The 14,408-nt window shown below is 70.2% G+C and carries 12 protein-coding genes; 9 read left to right on the forward strand and 3 right to left on the reverse strand.

The genetic code is table 11. From position 1 onward, the window contains the following. Positions 1-6 precede the first annotated feature (6 nt). Positions 7-969, forward strand: coding sequence for a YihY/virulence factor BrkB family protein (locus tag AW270_RS31020; RefSeq protein ID WP_245674941.1), 963 nt, complete (start codon positions 7-9; stop codon positions 967-969). Here AW270_RS31020 and AW270_RS31025 read toward each other — a convergent pair. Next, positions 951-2,060: a D-alanyl-D-alanine carboxypeptidase family protein gene (locus tag AW270_RS31025; protein ID WP_061299678.1), complete on the reverse strand. Its 1,110-nt coding sequence runs from the start codon at positions 2,058-2,060 to the stop codon at positions 951-953. The genes AW270_RS31020 and AW270_RS31025 overlap by 19 nt on opposite strands. Before the next feature lie 197 nt (positions 2,061-2,257). Here AW270_RS31025 and AW270_RS31030 point away from each other — a divergent pair, with 197 nt between their 5' ends. From AW270_RS31030 to AW270_RS31065, 8 genes are all read left to right on the forward strand, one after another. Further along, positions 2,258-3,430, forward strand: a complete 1,173-nt coding sequence (locus AW270_RS31030; RefSeq protein WP_061299748.1) for a glutamate--cysteine ligase — start codon at positions 2,258-2,260, stop codon at positions 3,428-3,430. Then, positions 3,417-4,688 carry an amidohydrolase gene (locus AW270_RS31035; RefSeq protein WP_061299749.1) on the forward strand — a complete coding sequence of 424 codons (1,272 nt, stop codon included), beginning with the start codon at positions 3,417-3,419 and terminating at the stop codon, positions 4,686-4,688. The genes AW270_RS31030 and AW270_RS31035 overlap by 14 nt, the downstream gene beginning before the upstream one ends. 156 nt (positions 4,689-4,844) lie before the next feature. After that, positions 4,845-5,915 carry a BMP family lipoprotein gene (locus AW270_RS31040; RefSeq protein WP_218009389.1) on the forward strand — a complete coding sequence of 357 codons (1,071 nt, stop codon included), beginning with the start codon at positions 4,845-4,847 and terminating at the stop codon, positions 5,913-5,915. 72 nt (positions 5,916-5,987) lie between these two features. Beyond that, entirely contained in the window at positions 5,988-7,586 is a 1,599-nt protein-coding gene (locus tag AW270_RS31045; protein WP_061299750.1) for an ABC transporter ATP-binding protein, read from the forward strand. Continuing rightward, entirely contained in the window at positions 7,583-8,722 is a 1,140-nt protein-coding gene (locus AW270_RS31050; protein WP_061299680.1) for an ABC transporter permease, read from the forward strand. The genes AW270_RS31045 and AW270_RS31050 overlap by 4 nt, the downstream gene beginning before the upstream one ends. Continuing rightward, positions 8,719-9,984 carry an ABC transporter permease gene (locus AW270_RS40790; protein WP_061299681.1) on the forward strand — a complete coding sequence of 422 codons (1,266 nt, stop codon included), beginning with the start codon at positions 8,719-8,721 and terminating at the stop codon, positions 9,982-9,984. Before AW270_RS31050 ends, AW270_RS40790 begins: the two co-directional genes overlap by 4 nt. Further along, on the forward strand, positions 9,981-10,376 hold the full coding sequence (locus tag AW270_RS40795) for a cytidine deaminase (protein WP_061299682.1): 396 nt from the start codon (positions 9,981-9,983) through the stop codon (positions 10,374-10,376). The genes AW270_RS40790 and AW270_RS40795 overlap by 4 nt, the downstream gene beginning before the upstream one ends. Then, positions 10,377-11,660, forward strand: a complete 1,284-nt coding sequence (locus AW270_RS31065; protein WP_061299683.1) for a thymidine phosphorylase — start codon at positions 10,377-10,379, stop codon at positions 11,658-11,660. It abuts the gene before it with no gap. Positions 11,661-11,724: 64 nt separating this feature from the next. Here AW270_RS31065 and AW270_RS31070 read toward each other — a convergent pair whose 3' ends face one another. Both AW270_RS31070 and AW270_RS31075 read right to left on the reverse strand, forming a co-directional pair. Then, positions 11,725-13,509: an MFS transporter gene (locus AW270_RS31070; protein WP_061299684.1), complete on the reverse strand. Its 1,785-nt coding sequence runs from the start codon at positions 13,507-13,509 to the stop codon at positions 11,725-11,727. After that, the gene (locus tag AW270_RS31075; RefSeq protein ID WP_061299685.1) at positions 13,506-14,153 is read right to left on the reverse strand and encodes a chorismate pyruvate-lyase family protein; all 648 of its coding nucleotides are present in this window, start codon (positions 14,151-14,153) and stop codon (positions 13,506-13,508) included. The genes AW270_RS31070 and AW270_RS31075 overlap by 4 nt, the downstream gene beginning before the upstream one ends. Positions 14,154-14,408: the final 255 nt, after the last annotated feature.

Below are 14,408 nucleotides of genomic sequence, written 5' to 3' on the forward strand. Positions count from 1 at the left end.
CGGGGCGTGATCAAGCGCGCGGTCCAGTCCTCCCTCCAGTCCATCGATGTGGTGAAGGCCTGGGGCCGCGCGAGAACCGAGAGCGCACGGATCCGCTTCCGGTGGGTCGACCACCTGATCCTCACGCTGCACCGCTACCAGACTCTCCACGGCGACCGGCTGGCCGGCGCGGTGACCTACTTCGCGTTCCTGTCGTTCTTCCCGATCATCGCGCTGGCGTTCGCGGTGTTCGGCTACGTCGTCACGTTCCGGCCCGACGCGCTGCAGACCCTGAGCAGCGCGATCAACGAGCAGCTCCCGGGCCTGGCCGACAAGCTCGACCTGAGCTATCTGGCCGAGGCCCGCAGCGCCGCCACGATCATCGGCCTCATCGGCCTGCTCTACTCGGGCCTCGGCGCGGTCGACACGCTGCGCACCGCGCTCGGCGACGTCTGGATGAACCGCAAGCCCCCGGTGAACTTCTTCCTCGGGAAGCTGTACGACCTGATCGCGCTGATCCTCATCGGCCTCGCGATGGTCCTCTCGACGGTCGTGTCCGGCGTGGCCAGCGGCGCGACGACGACGGTGGCCCACTGGCTCGGGTTCGGCGACTCCTGGCTCGGCTCGGCCAGCCTGGTCGTCGTCGGCATCGCGGCCTCGCTGGCCGCCGACACCCTCGTGTTCCTGGTCATGTTCTGGTGGCTGGCCAGGCCCACGCAGCCGTTCAAGGTGGTGCTGCGCGGGGCGTTGCTCGGCGCGGTGCTGTTCGGCGTGCTCAAGCAGTCGGCGACGCTGATCCTGTCGCACACCCTGGCGAACAACTCGCTCTACGGCGCGTTCACGGTCATGGTCGGGCTGCTGCTGTGGATCAACCTGTCAGCCCGGGTGATCTTCTACAGCGCGGCCTGGACAGCCACCGCCACCCTCGGCCCGCCGCCGCAGCCGAGCCCCGCCCCGGCCACCCATGACGGCTACGACGTCGGCGACTGACGCCGCCTGCGGCGGATGCCCCAGCCGAGCAGGCCCGCCCCGGCGGCCAGCCCGCCGCCCAGGACGATCGTGGCGAGCATCCCCGAACCCTCGCCCTCGCGCGGCCGGGCTGGCTCGGCCGCGGCGGCGTTGCCCTCCGGCACCGGAGCCGCCAGGGCCGAGGGCGGCGGCGACGGCGGCGCGTCGGGCAGTGGCTCGACCAGGGCGCCCACGGCGGTGTTCTTGCCGCGGTTGGCGAAGCCCCAGTTCATGAGCGCCTCGACGTCCTTCCAGAACGACTCCTCGTGGCGCATGACCGACACGATGATCGTGTGGCCGTCGCGCCGCGCCGCGCCGACGAAGCTGCCGAAGGCCTTGGACGTCCAGCCGTTCTTGACGCCGATCATGCCGTCGTAGGTCCACAACATCTTGTTGTGGTTGCCGATCTCGTAGTGGCCCTTGGGCGCCGGGAACTTGGCGGTCTTGGTGGAGATGTACTCGCGGAAGTCCTTGAGCTTCAGGCCGGCGCGGGCGATCAGCGCCAGGTCGTAGGCCGAGCTGCTCTGGCCCGGCTTGTCGAGGCCGCTGGGGGTCTTGGCGACCGTGTCGTTGGCCTGGAGCTTCTTGGCCACCTCGTTCATGTCGGCGAGGGTGGCGGGGATGCCGCCGTTGGCCTCCGACAGGGCGTTGGCGCAGTCGTTGCCGCTGACCATCATCAGGGCCCTGAGCAGGTCGTGGACCTTGTAGATGGGCTTGGGCACGAGGCCGACCGCGCTGCCCTCCTCGTTGACGGCCTGCCGGCTCGGTTTGACCGTCTTGTTCTTGTCGAGCCTGGGGATCAGCGTGAGGGCCGTCAGCGCCTTCAGCGTGCTGGCCGGGAGGAACCTCCCGTGCGGGTTCTTGGCCGCCAGCACCTCGCCGGTGTCGGCGTCGGCGATCACGTACGAGCTCGCCTTGGTCTTCGGCGGCGCCTTCAGGCCCACCGGGGCGATCAGGCCCGTGCCGGCCAGCTGGGGCCCGCCGATCGCGTCGGCCGCCAGGGCGGGCTGCCCTCCCACGAGCAGGCCGGTCGTGAGGACGGCGAGGCTGAGGGCACTCGTACATCTACGCATATCGCGAAAGATCCCCCAAAGATCGCAGGCGTACGCATTGGACCCTACTGGTTGAAAGACCGTTTGGGGGCAGTTGGCTGATCTGGGGTGAGAGGTCACGATGCACAAGAGGCCTTGATCGGATGTGGGCTTTCGGTTTGGCCGATTAACGCCACACCGGGTGACGGTGCCTGAGACGATGGACTATGGAGGTTGTTGTGCCGATCGAGTTCAATCCGTCCCGCGGTGCGACTCTGGGCGTCGAGTGGGAGCTACAGCTCGTCGACACGCACACGCGCAGACTCCGGCAGGACGCGCGCGAGATCCTCGCCGCGGTGCCCGATCTGAGCGAGAGCGCCCGGCCAAAAGCCATGCACGAGCTCATGCAGTCGCAGATCGAGATCGTGACGGACATCTGCCACACGGCGGCGGAGGCCGTACAGGACCTGGAACGCAGTCTCACCCGGCTGCGGGAGGTCGCCGAACCGCGAGGGGTCTCGCTGGCCTGCACCGGGACCCACGCGATCAGCGACTGGCGGGACGCCCAATATTCGCCGAACCAGCGTTACGCCGAACTCGTCGAGGAGATGCAGTGGCTGGCATGGCGCATCCAAACATTCGGCGTACATGTTCACGTCGGAGTGCGGGAACGAGATAAAGTCATTCCCATAGTCAACGCACTTGCGGCCTACCTGCCGCATTTCCTGGCGCTGACGACCTCCAGCCCGTTCTGGGGCGGCCAAGACACCGGGCTCGCCTCCAGCCGGGCAATCGTCTTTGGGGCACTGCCCACGGCCGGGCCGCCGCATTTACTGGCGGACTGGGCGGGGTTCGAGGAGTACATGGAGACCCTGATTCGTGCCGGCACCATCAAAAGCATCAAAGAGGTCTGGTGGGACATTCGGCCCCATCCCGACTTCGGCACGATCGAGATCCGCATGTTCGACGGCATCCCGACCCTCCGTGAGGTCGGCATGGTGACCGCCTTGTCGCAGTGTCTCGTGACGCAGTTCGACCAGCAGCTCGACCGGGGCTACAAGCTTCCGAGCCCGGCGGCCTGGGTCGTGCGCGACAACAAGTGGCGGGCCACCCGCTACGGGCTGGACGCCGTCGTCGTCACCGACGACAAGGGCTCGACCGCCCCGCTGCGCGACATGCTGTACGAACTCCGGCGCGAACTCGAACCGGTGGCCGAGAGGCTCGGCTGCGCCGATGAACTGGCCGTTCTGGGCGACGTCCTCGACCAGGGCAGCTCGTGCGAGCGGCAGCGGGGAATTCTCGCCGCCGGTGGAACTCTTGAAGACGTTGTCGACGCGACCATTACCGAGCTGGCCCAAGACCGGTTCGTCACCGCGAGGAAGGCAGATGGAGCAGATCATGCAGGGACATGATCAGGAGACGGAGTCCCCCGAGGGACATGGTCTTACGGGGGAGCTGGACGCGTTCCTCGCCGCTCACGAGAGTGAGCTCGTCGCGCTGCGGCGCGACATCCACATGCACCCCGAGCTCGCGTTCAACGAGCACCGGACCACCGGCAAGGTCGTGGACCTGCTGAAGGGGGCCGGTCTGGAACCCCAGATCCTGCCCCGGGGCACCGGGATCCTCTGCGACATCGGGCCCGGCGGCGGCCCCACCATCGGCCTGCGCGCCGACATGGACGCCCTCGCCATGCCCGACGAGAAGGACGTGCCCTACCGGTCTCTCCAGCCGGGTCGCTGCCACGCCTGCGGCCACGACGTGCACACCGCGATCCTGGCGGGCACCGGCGTCTTCCTGGCCCGCCAGGCGGCGGCCGGGCTGCTGCCGGGCCGGGTCCGGCTGATCTTCCAGCCGGCCGAGGAGATCGTCGAGGGCGCGCTGGAGGTCATGGCGGCCGGCGGCATCAGCGGGCTCGACCGGGTGTTCGCGCTCCACTGCGACCCGCGCCTGGAGGTGGGCCAGCTCGGCCTGCGCTCCGGCGGCATCACGGCGGCCTGCGACCGGCTCACCGTCCGGCTGCGCGGCCCCGGCGGCCACACCGCCCGCCCGCACCTGACGGCCGACCTGGTCTACGCCCTGGCGAAGATCGTCACCGAGCTGCCCGCGGCCCTCAGCCGCCGGGTCGACCCGCGCTCGTCGCTGTCCCTGGTCTGGGGCCGCGTCCAGGCGGGGTCGGTCGGCAACGTGATCCCGGAGGACGGCGTGATCGAGGGCACCGTCCGGTGCCTGGAGGACGAGGCCTGGCACGCCGCCCCCGACCTGATCAAGGCGCTGCTCGACGGGGTCGCGGGCGCCTACGGCGTGGAGGCCGAGCTCGACTACCGGCGCGGCGTGCCGCCCACGGTCAACGACGCCGCCAGCGTGGAGATGTTCCGCGACGCCGCGATCCAGGTCCTCGGGCCCGACGCGCCCGCGCCGACCTCCCAGTCGCTCGGCGGCGAGGACTTCGCGTGGTACCTGGAGTCGGTCCCCGGCGCGCTGGCCCGGCTGGGCGTGCGCACCCGGGGCGACAACCGCGACTTCGACATCCACCAGGCGACGTTCGACGTCGACGAGCGCTGCGTGGGTGTGGGCGTCCGGGTGCTGGCCGCCACCGCCCTGACCGCCCTCTGGGACGGGCAGCGCACGGCGGTCCGCAGGGGCTCGGAGTCGGAGGCACTTCTGACCTGACTCGGTCACAAGGTGGGATGAGCTGCATAACAGGGTGATTGCGGAGCTGTGCTGGCGTTTTGAGCATCCTTCCGGAACAACTATCTTCCGTGCAGGTTGCCGTGCGTTCCTTCGCGCGTGCGACGGAAGTGAACGTCACGGAAGGGGAGTCCCACCTTGCTCCGCAATCGTTTTGGCAAGGTCGTCGCCGGTGCCGCCACCGGTGCGATGCTGCTTGCCGCCGCCGCCTGTGGCGGTGGCGACACCACTGAGGGCGCTCCCAGCGCCGCGCCGACCGACGCGGCGTCGGCCCCGGCGGCCTCCGGCGCCAAGGTCGGTCTCGCGTACGACATCGGCGGCCGTGGCGACCAGTCCTTCAACGACTCCGCCGCCGCCGGCCTCGACAAGGCCAAGGCCGAGCTCGGCGTCGAGGTCAACGAGCTGGAGGCCGGCAACGGCGAGGCCGAGTCGGCCAAGGAGGAGCGCCTGCGGCTGCTCGCCTCGGGCGGCTTCAACCCGGTCATCGCGGTCGGCTTCGCCTACTCCGCGTCGGTCGCCAAGGTCGCGGCCGAGTTCCCCGACACCAAGTTCGCGATCGTCGACGACGACGCCGCCAAGGGCGCCAACATCTCGAACCTGGTCTTCGCCGAGGAGCAGGGCTCGTTCCTGGTCGGCGCTGCGGCGGCGCTGAAGTCGACCAAGGGCGACGTCGGCTTCGTCGGCGGCGTCGAGGTTCCCCTGATCAAGAAGTTCCAGGCCGGTTTCGAGGCGGGCGCCAAGGCCGTCAAGCCGGACATCAAGATCCAGTCGAAGTACCTCACCCAGCCGCCGGACTTCTCCGGCTTCGGCGACCCGGCCAAGGGCAAGACGGCCGCCGAGGGCATGTTCGACGCGGGCGCCGACGTGGTCTACCAGGCCGCCGGCGGTTCGGGCGCGGGCGTCTTCGAGGCCGCCAAGGCCGCGGGCGGCATGGCGATCGGCGTCGACTCCGACCAGGCCAAGACCGCCGACCCGACGGTCGCCGACGTCATCATCACCTCGATGCTGAAGAAGGTCGACGTCGCGGTCTTCGACTTCATCAAGAGTTTCACCAGCGGCTCGGTCGCGGCCGGCCCGAAGGTCTACGACCTCGCGGCGGGCGGCGTCGACTACTCGACGACCGGCGGCAAGGTCGACGACATCAAGACCAAGCTCGACGAGTACAAGGCCAAGATCGCGAGCGGCGAGATCACCGTTCCCAAGGAATAAGACGGCGACGTGACGTCGAGAGGCCCGGTGATCCCCACCGGGCCTCTTGGCACGCTTACGCAGGAGGCCAGCATCAGCACCGAGACCACCGTCTCCGAGGTCGCCGTCCAGCTTGAGGGGATCACCAAGCGGTTCCCGGGTGTCGTCGCCAACCGCGACATCCATCTGACGGTCCAGAAGGGGCACATCCACGCCATCGTGGGGGAGAACGGCGCCGGCAAGTCGACCCTCATGAAGATCCTCTACGGTATGCAGCGGCCCGACGAGGGCGAGATCCGCGTCAACGGCACCCCGGTGACCTTCCACACCCCGGGCGACGCGATCTCCGCCGGAATCGGCATGGTGCACCAGCACTTCATGCTGGCCGACAACCTGACGGTGCTGGAGAACGTCATCCTCGGCAGCGAGCCGAAGAAGGGCGGCCTGGCCCTCGACTTCGCCGCCGCCCGCACCAAGATCAGGCAGATCTCCGACGCGTACGGCCTGGGCATCGACCCCGACGCCCTGGTCGAGGACATCGGCGTCGGCGCCCGCCAGCGGGTGGAGATCCTCAAGGTCCTCTACCGGGGCGCCCGCATCCTCATCCTCGACGAGCCGACCGCCGTCCTCGTCCCCCACGAGGTCGACGAGCTGTTCGACAACCTCCACGGCCTGGTCCGTGAGGGCATCACGATCATCTTCATCTCCCACCACCTCGACGAGGTGCTCAAGGTCGCCGACGCGATCACGGTCATCCGGCGCGGCACGACCGTGGCCGAGGTGAACCCCGAGGGGGTCACCGCGCGCCAGCTCGCCGAGCTGATGGTCGGCAGCGAGCTGCCCAGCCCGGAGACCCGCGAGTCGACCGTGACCGACGTGGTGGCCCTGGAGGTCGAGGGCCTGACGATGGCCGCCGGCACCTGGCGGCCCATTCCCAAGGGCACGCCCGCGTCGTTCTACATGGACCGGATGCGCCAGGAGGGCGGCCGGCTGCTGCTCGCGGACGTGTCGCTCACCATCCACAAGGGCGAGGTCCTGGGCATCGCCGGTGTGGAGGGCAACGGGCAGGCCGAGCTGGTCGAGGCGATCATGGGCATGCGCCCGGCGGCCGGCGTGGTCAGGCTCGACGGGGTCGAGATCACCGACTGGACGACGCTGCGCCGCCGCGACGCCGGGATCGGCTACATCCCCGAGGACCGGCACCGCCACGGCCTGCTCCTGGAGGCACCCCTCTGGGAGAACCGGATCCTCGGCCACATGACGGAGAAGGTCAACGTCCGGGGCTGGTGGATCAACCGCAAGGGCGCCCGCGCCGACACCCAGCGCATCGTCGACCAGTACGACGTGCGGACCCCCGGGATCGACGTCTTCGCCTCCGCCCTGTCCGGCGGCAACCAGCAGAAGCTCATCGTGGGCCGGGAGATGAGCGGTGAGCCGAAGCTGCTCATCGCCGCCCACCCGACCCGGGGCGTCGACGTCGGCGCCCAGGCCGCCATCTGGGACCACCTGCGGACCGCCCGCGCGGCCGGGCTCGCGGTGCTGCTGATCTCGGCCGACCTCGACGAGCTGATCGGGCTGTCCGACTGGCTCAAGGTCATCCACCGCGGTGAGATCGTCGCCGAGTTCGACCCCGCGACCGTCACCCCCGAACAGCTCGGCTCCGCGATGACCGGCGCCGGGGAGGAAGCATGACCTCGTCATTCACCGACCGGCTGCTCGGACGGGTGAAGCTGACCGGATGGGTGTCGCTGGCCGCCCCCCTGCTGGCGATCCTGTTCGCCGCGGTCGTCACCTCGATCGTGCTCAGCCTCACCGGCAACCCGGTGCTCGACACCTTCGTCACGATGGTCGACTACGGCTCCCAGCCCCGGTCGCTCGTGCTGATCCTCAACTACGCCACGACCTACTACCTGTCGGCGCTCGCGGTGGCCCTCGGGTTCCGGATGAACCTGTTCAACATCGGCGTCGACGGTCAGTACCGGCTCGCCGGGCTGGTCGCGGCGGCGGTCGGCGGCGCGGTCACGCTGCCCGCGCCGTTCCACCCGATCCTGATCATCCTGGTCGCGATGCTGGTCGGCGCGGCCTGGGCGGGCATCGCCGGCATCCTCAAGGCGACGCGGGGCGTCAGCGAGGTCATCTCGACCATCATGCTGAACACCATCGCCACCGGCCTGGGCGCCTACCTGCTGGCCGAGTGGGCGGTGCCGATCGCGGGCGGCAACAACATCGGCACCACCCCGATCGCGGCCTCCGGCCACGTGCCCGGCGTCGCGCTGGTCCCCGGCTCCTCGCTGAAGGTGTTCGGCCTGATCTTCCTGGCCGTCGCCGTCGGCATCGGCTTCCACGTGCTGCTCAACAAGACCCGCTTCGGGTTCGACCTGCGCGCCACCGGCCGGTCGGAGCAGGCCGCCGTGGCCAGCGGCGTCAACGTCAAACGCATGGTCGTGTACGCCATGCTGATCTCGGGCGGCATGGCCGGTCTGATCGGCATGCCCCAGCTGCTCGGGGAGGCCTACAGCTACAGCCTGAACTTCCAGGCCGGGCTCGGCTTCACCGGCATCGCCATCGCGCTGCTAGGCCGCAACAACCCCGTCGGCATCGCGTTCGGCGCGCTGCTGTGGGGCTTCCTGGACGTGTCGTCCAACATCCTCGACCTCCACAAGATCTCACCGGAGATCGTCACGATCATGCAGGGCGTGATCGTGCTCTCGGTGGTCATCGCGTACGAACTCGCGCACCGCTACAGCGTCGTCGCCGAGCAGAAGCGGGTCAGCCGGGAACTGGCCGGCGCCGCGCCCACCCCGGAGAAGGAAGGAGCGGCGGCGTGACCACCACGACAACGGCCGCCCCCGCCGCCGCGCCCCCGGCGCGGAAGTTCAGGCTGACCTGGCAGATCCTGCTCCTGGGGCTGCTCGCCCTGCTGTTCCTGCTCTCCATCGCCCGGGTGCTGACCGGCGCCAACGACATCACCTCCGGCGGCGCGATCGGCGCGGCCCTGATGGCGGCCGTCCCGATCGGCCTCGCGGGCCTCGGCGGCCTGTGGTCCGAGCGGGCCGGCGTGGTCAACATCGGGCTTGAGGGCATCATGATCCTCGGCACCTGGTTCGGGGCCTGGGGCGCCATCGTGACCGGCAACGCCTGGGCGGGCGTCCTGGCGGGCGCGGTCGGCGGCGTGCTGGGCGGGCTGCTGCACGCCGTGGCGACCGTCACCTTCGGCGTCGACCACGTGGTGTCGGGCGTCGCGCTGAACATCCTCGGGCTGGGCGTCACCAAGTACCTGTCGACGCTGGTCTTCGCCGACATGGCGGGCGGCGGCGACACCCAGTCGCCGCGCGTCCCCGCGATGCAGACGGTCAGCATCCCGGGCATCGGAGGTCCGCTCCAGGACCTGGAGTCCCAGCACTGGTTCTTCGTCTCCGACCTGGCCGGGGTGCTGCGCGGCCTGACCCAGAACGTGTCGCTGTTCACCCTGCTGGGTGTGCTGCTCGTACCGCTGACCTTCTGGCTGCTGTGGCGCACCGCCTTCGGGCTGCGCCTGCGCTCGGTCGGCGAGCGGCCGGTCGCGGCCGAGTCGCTCGGCGTCAACGTCTACTTCTACAAGTACGTCGCGGTGCTGGCCTCCGGTGTCTTCGCGGGCCTCGGCGGCGCGTTCCTGGCGATCGTCTCCGCGGGCACCTACCGTGAGGGGCAGACCGGTGGACGCGGGTTCATCGGCCTGGCGACGGTCATCTTCGGCAACTGGCGTCCGGGCGGCCTGGCGGCCGGCGCGGGGCTGTTCGGCTACACCGACGCGCTCCAGCTGCGGCAGGGCGGCACCTCCGTCCACGCGCTGCTGCTGGTCGTGGCGCTGCTGCTGGTCGCCGTGGCGATCTGGCAGTTGGTGCGGCTGCAGCGGTCGCGGGCGGCCCTGCTGACCGGGATCGCGGCCATCGCGATCCTCGTGGTGTTCGCGGTCACCGACACGATCCCCGAGCAGTTCACGTCGTTCACGCCGCACCTGACGACGCTGCTGGTGCTGTCGCTGGCGTCACAGCGGCTGCGGATGCCGGCCGCCGACGGGTTGCCTTATCGGAGGGGACAGGCGAAGTGACCAAGGTTGACTGGGACGCCCTGCGCGCCGCGGCGGGGGAGGCCATGCGGCACGCGTACGCGCCGTACAGCCACTTCCCGGTGGGCGCGGCGGCGCTGGTGGACGACGGCCGGATTGTGACCGGCTGCAACGTCGAGAACGCCTCCTACGGCATCGGGCTGTGCGCCGAGTGCGGCCTGGTGTCGGCGCTGCACGCCTCCGGCGGCGGCCGTCTGGTGGCCTTCACCTGCGTCGACGGGCACGAGGAACTGCTGATGCCGTGTGGCCGGTGCCGTCAGCTGCTGTTCGAGCACGGCGGTCCGGAACTGCTGGTGGAGACGCCGGAGGGGCCGTGGCCGATGGCGAAGTTCCTGCCGTTCGCCTTCGGGCCTGACGATCTTTCGGGGAAATGAATGGCATTCGACGCGATCGACATCATCGTCACCAAGCGTGACAAGGGCGAGCTTTCGGCCGACCAGATCGACTGGGTCATCGACGCCTATACGTCCGGATCGATCGCCGACGAGCAGATGTCGTCCCTGGCGATGGCCGTCCTGCTCAACGGGATGAACCGGCGCGAGATCGCCGACTGGACCGCCGCGATGATCAGGTCGGGCGAGCGGATGGACTGGTCGATGCTCGACCGCCCGACCGCCGACAAGCACTCGACCGGCGGCGTCGGCGACAAGATCACCCTGCCGCTGGCCCCGCTGGTGGCGGCCTGCGGGGCCTACGTCCCGCAGCTGTCCGGCCGGGGCCTCGGCCACACCGGCGGCACGCTCGACAAGCTGGAGTCGATCCCCGGCTGGCAGGCGTCCCTGTCCAACGACGAGATGCTCGCCGTCATCCGCTCGGCGGGCGCGGTCGTCTGCGCCGCAGGCACCGGCCTCGCCCCCGCCGACAAGAAGCTGTACGCCCTGCGCGACGTGACCGGAACCGTCGAGTCGATCCCGCTGATCGCCTCCTCGATCATGTCGAAGAAGATCGCCGAAGGGACCGGCTCGCTGGTCCTGGACGTCAAGGTCGGCTCCGGCGCGTTCATGAAGAACGTGGCCGACGCCCGGGAACTGGCCCGGACGATGGTCGAACTCGGCACCGACGCCGGTGTCCGCACCGTGGCCCTGCTCACGGCCATGGACCGCCCGCTGGGCCTGAAGATCGGCAACGCCCTCGAAGTCGAGGAGTCGGTCGAGGTCCTGGCCGGTGGCGGCCCCGCCGACGTGGTCGAACTGACGTTGACCCTGGCCAGGGAGATGCTCGAAGCCGCCGGAGTCTCGGGCAAGGACCCGGAACAGGCGCTCAAGGACGGCTCGGCGATGGACGCCTGGCGGCGCATGATCAGCGCCCAGGGCGGCGACCCCGACGCCCTGCTGCCCCGCGCGGCCGAGACGATGGAGATCACCGCCCCCGCCTCCGGCGTGCTGACCACCCTCGACGCCCTCGGCGTCGGCGTGGCGGCCTGGCGGCTGGGCGCGGGCCGGGCCCGCAAGGAGGACCCGGTGTCCTTCGGCGCCGGGATCGTGCTGCACGCCAAGCCGGGCGACATCGTCCGCCAGGGCCAGCCGCTGATGACCCTGCACGCCGACGAGACGGGCCGCTTCGACCGCGCCCTGGAGTCCCTCGACGGCGCCTACGAGGTCACCGAGAACACCGACCCGGGCCTGCTCCCCCTGGTCGTGGAGCGCGTCACCGCCTGAGACGTGAAAGAGCCTGCCCCGTGACCTGAGCAGCAGGTCGCGGGGCAGGCTTGTTCCCGGGGGCTCACCGGTTCGGGCGCTGCTGGTCCAGCAGGACGTCGGCGATGAGGTTGATGCGGCTGGTCGTCTCTTTCAGCGTGCGCAGCATCTCGGCCGCGACGGGGTCGCCGACGGGATCGGGGACCGGCGCCGACAGGGGGACGGCGCGGCGCGGCTGCGGGATCGGCGGGTGGTCGGGGGTTCGGGCCACCGGGCGGTCGGCCGGGACCGGGCGGCGGGCGGGTGGCGGGGCGGGCGGGAGTGCCCGGGGGGATGCGGGTGGGAGTGCCTGCCGCCGGGGGGCGGCGCGTTTGCTGGAACGGTCCTGAGGGCGGGACTTCACGGCGGTGCCGAAGGCCAGGCCCAGGCCCCCCGCGAAGATCGCGACGGCCAGCGACAGGAGCACGACGCTCGTGTAGCCGGGCATCGGCGCCTCCACCATGGGACGCTCCAGCAGGACGACCGTGACGGCGACGCCGATCGTGCCGCCCACCTGGCGGACGGACATGGTCGCGCCGACCGCCGTGGCGTGCTTCTCCGGGCCGGCGGTCAGCGCCGCCGCCGCGGAGGAGCCCGCGTTGAGCAGGCCGAAGCCGAGGCCCAGCGCGGCGTTGAGCGGCAGCCACACCTGGGTGACGTCGAGCGCCTGGCCGGTGCCGATGACCAGGTGCAGCAGGCCGATGCAGCTTCCGGCGATGATGACCGCGCCCAGGTAGATGACCGTGCGGGGGCCGCTGCGCTTGGTCAGGCTGCCGGCGATGACGCTGCCGATGAGGACACCGGCCGCGTTGGGGGCGATCATGGCGCCGATCAGCTCCGGCGACTTGAGCCACACGTCGCCGAGGAACAGCGGCATGACCACCAGCAGGGGGAGCGAGACCAGGCCGTAGAGGGCCGAGAGGGTACCGGCCAGGGCGAACCGGCCGTTCCGCCACAGGCCGAGGTCGATGGCGGGGGCCTTGTGGTGGGCCGACCTGGCCATCGTCGCCAGCAGCATCAGGGTCCCCCCGGACACCGCGCCGATGACGTAGGGGTCCCAGCCTCGGCGGGGTGACTGGACGACCGCCCAGGTGAGCATCGCCAGGGCGGCGCCCAGCAGCAGGCAGCCGATGATGTCGGGCACGACCCCCCGGGTGTGGGGCGGCCGGGGCAGCGTCATCGCCAGGGTCAGCAGGAGCAGGGTGATGAACGCGCTGGGCACGAACAGGACGCGCCAGCCGATCTCCATGTTCTGGCTGAACCAGCCGCCGAAGGCGTACATGGCGGTGCCGGCGACGCCCGTCGACGCGCTCCAGATGCCGATGGCGGCGGCCCTGCGGGAGGCGGGCACCGTCGCCAGCAGCATCGCCAGCGAGGCGGGGACCATGAGCGCCGCGCCGAGCCCCTGGGCGGCGCGGGCGGCGAGCAGCAGGCTCCACAGGGGAGTGGCGACCGTGCAGAACGCCGCGAGGGAGAACAGGGACAGCCCGATGGTGAGCAGCCGCCGCGGGCCGAACACGTCGGCGAGCCGCCCCCCGACCGGCAGCAGCGCCGCGTACGGGAGGGCGAAGGCGGTCAGCAGCCACTGGGTGTCGATCGGTGAGGAGGGCCCGAAGTCGCTCGCGGCGAGCTGGGGCACGCCGAGGGTCGCGCCGAGCGTGTCGGCCATGGTGATGCCCATGATCCCGGCGCAGACGATGACGGGCAGGAAGGTGGTCCGGCGCTTGTGGGAGCTGGGCGCCGGCCGTCCGCGTCCCTGGAGGCGGCGGGGTGGGTCGGTGAGCAGCGGCGGCAGGCCGTCGTCGCTTCGCTGCTGCGTGAGGACGCTCATTCGGCCGGCTTGCGCGCGGGTACGGGAGGCTGGGGGAGGGAGACTCGGCCGTCGCCGATGTACGTGTGCATCTCGGGTCCTTGCCGGGGGTGCGCCGGCCGGGCCTTCCTGGGCCACGGCCTGGGGTCCTCCTCCAGGAGGGGAAGGTCCCTTATGGGGGTCACGATCGCGGGGTGGAACTGCTCTTCGACGTAGAGGAACGGCCTGCCTCCGGCGAAGACCAGGTAGGAGCGGTAGACGCTGGGACGTCCGACCCCGCCCCACTCGCTCATCCGGCACCCGGTCTCGGTGATCACGCGGCGCTGTTCGACGGCCCCCTGCAGCACCTGGCCGAGGGGCGTCCCCCCGCCGTCGACGATGCTGCGGGCGACCAGGTGGCTCGACGTCATGATCACCGTGTTGTGCGAGATGGGCCGGCCGTCCGGACGGACGAGCTGCGATTTCCGGACGACCAGCGGCGCGTCGGCGTCGCCGGGAACCAGCGCCTTGACAGCCGCCCGTGGTCTCACTTGCGAGGACGGGACCCCTCGCTGGTCGAGCACACGGACGCGGAGCGGATGGCCGAGTAATGCCGCGAGTAATTGTGTGGTTGATCCGTCGTTGGCGAGGACCATTCGGGTCACGGCGTCGGCCGGGATGCTCATATGACCCTCCGTTCGCGTTCTGACAAAGAGTCTGACACAAGTTGAGAGCTTAATTACTTTCTGCAATAACGCAATAGTGCCGAGTTTCGGTCTCGTGTGAAAAACGGGGTTGACCGACGTCTTAGGTGCTGGTAGCCGTATCGGTCCTGCTGTAAGACTTCTTGTCAAATTCCTTTACAGAAATGCAAGTGACGGAAGATACTTGAGTCTGGATTGCCCTAGTTTGTGGTGGTATGTCCTGTGGGCAAGTTCACG

It is taken from the genome of Herbidospora cretacea (assembly GCF_001570605.1).
Taxonomy (GTDB): domain Bacteria; phylum Actinomycetota; class Actinomycetes; order Streptosporangiales; family Streptosporangiaceae; genus Herbidospora; species Herbidospora cretacea.

Coding starts and splice junctions, on each gene's coding strand:
- AW270_RS31025 (WP_061299678.1), bottom strand. CDS start 2,060: ATGCGTAGATGTACGAGTGCCCTCAGCCTCGCCGTCCTCACGACCGGC.
- AW270_RS31035 (WP_061299749.1), top strand. CDS start 3,417: ATGCAGGGACATGATCAGGAGACGGAGTCCCCCGAGGGACATGGTCTT.
- AW270_RS31050 (WP_061299680.1), top strand. CDS start 7,583: ATGACCTCGTCATTCACCGACCGGCTGCTCGGACGGGTGAAGCTGACC.
- AW270_RS31065 (WP_061299683.1), top strand. CDS start 10,377: ATGGCATTCGACGCGATCGACATCATCGTCACCAAGCGTGACAAGGGC.
- AW270_RS31070 (WP_061299684.1), bottom strand. CDS start 13,509: ATGAGCGTCCTCACGCAGCAGCGAAGCGACGACGGCCTGCCGCCGCTG.
- AW270_RS31075 (WP_061299685.1), bottom strand. CDS start 14,153: ATGAGCATCCCGGCCGACGCCGTGACCCGAATGGTCCTCGCCAACGAC.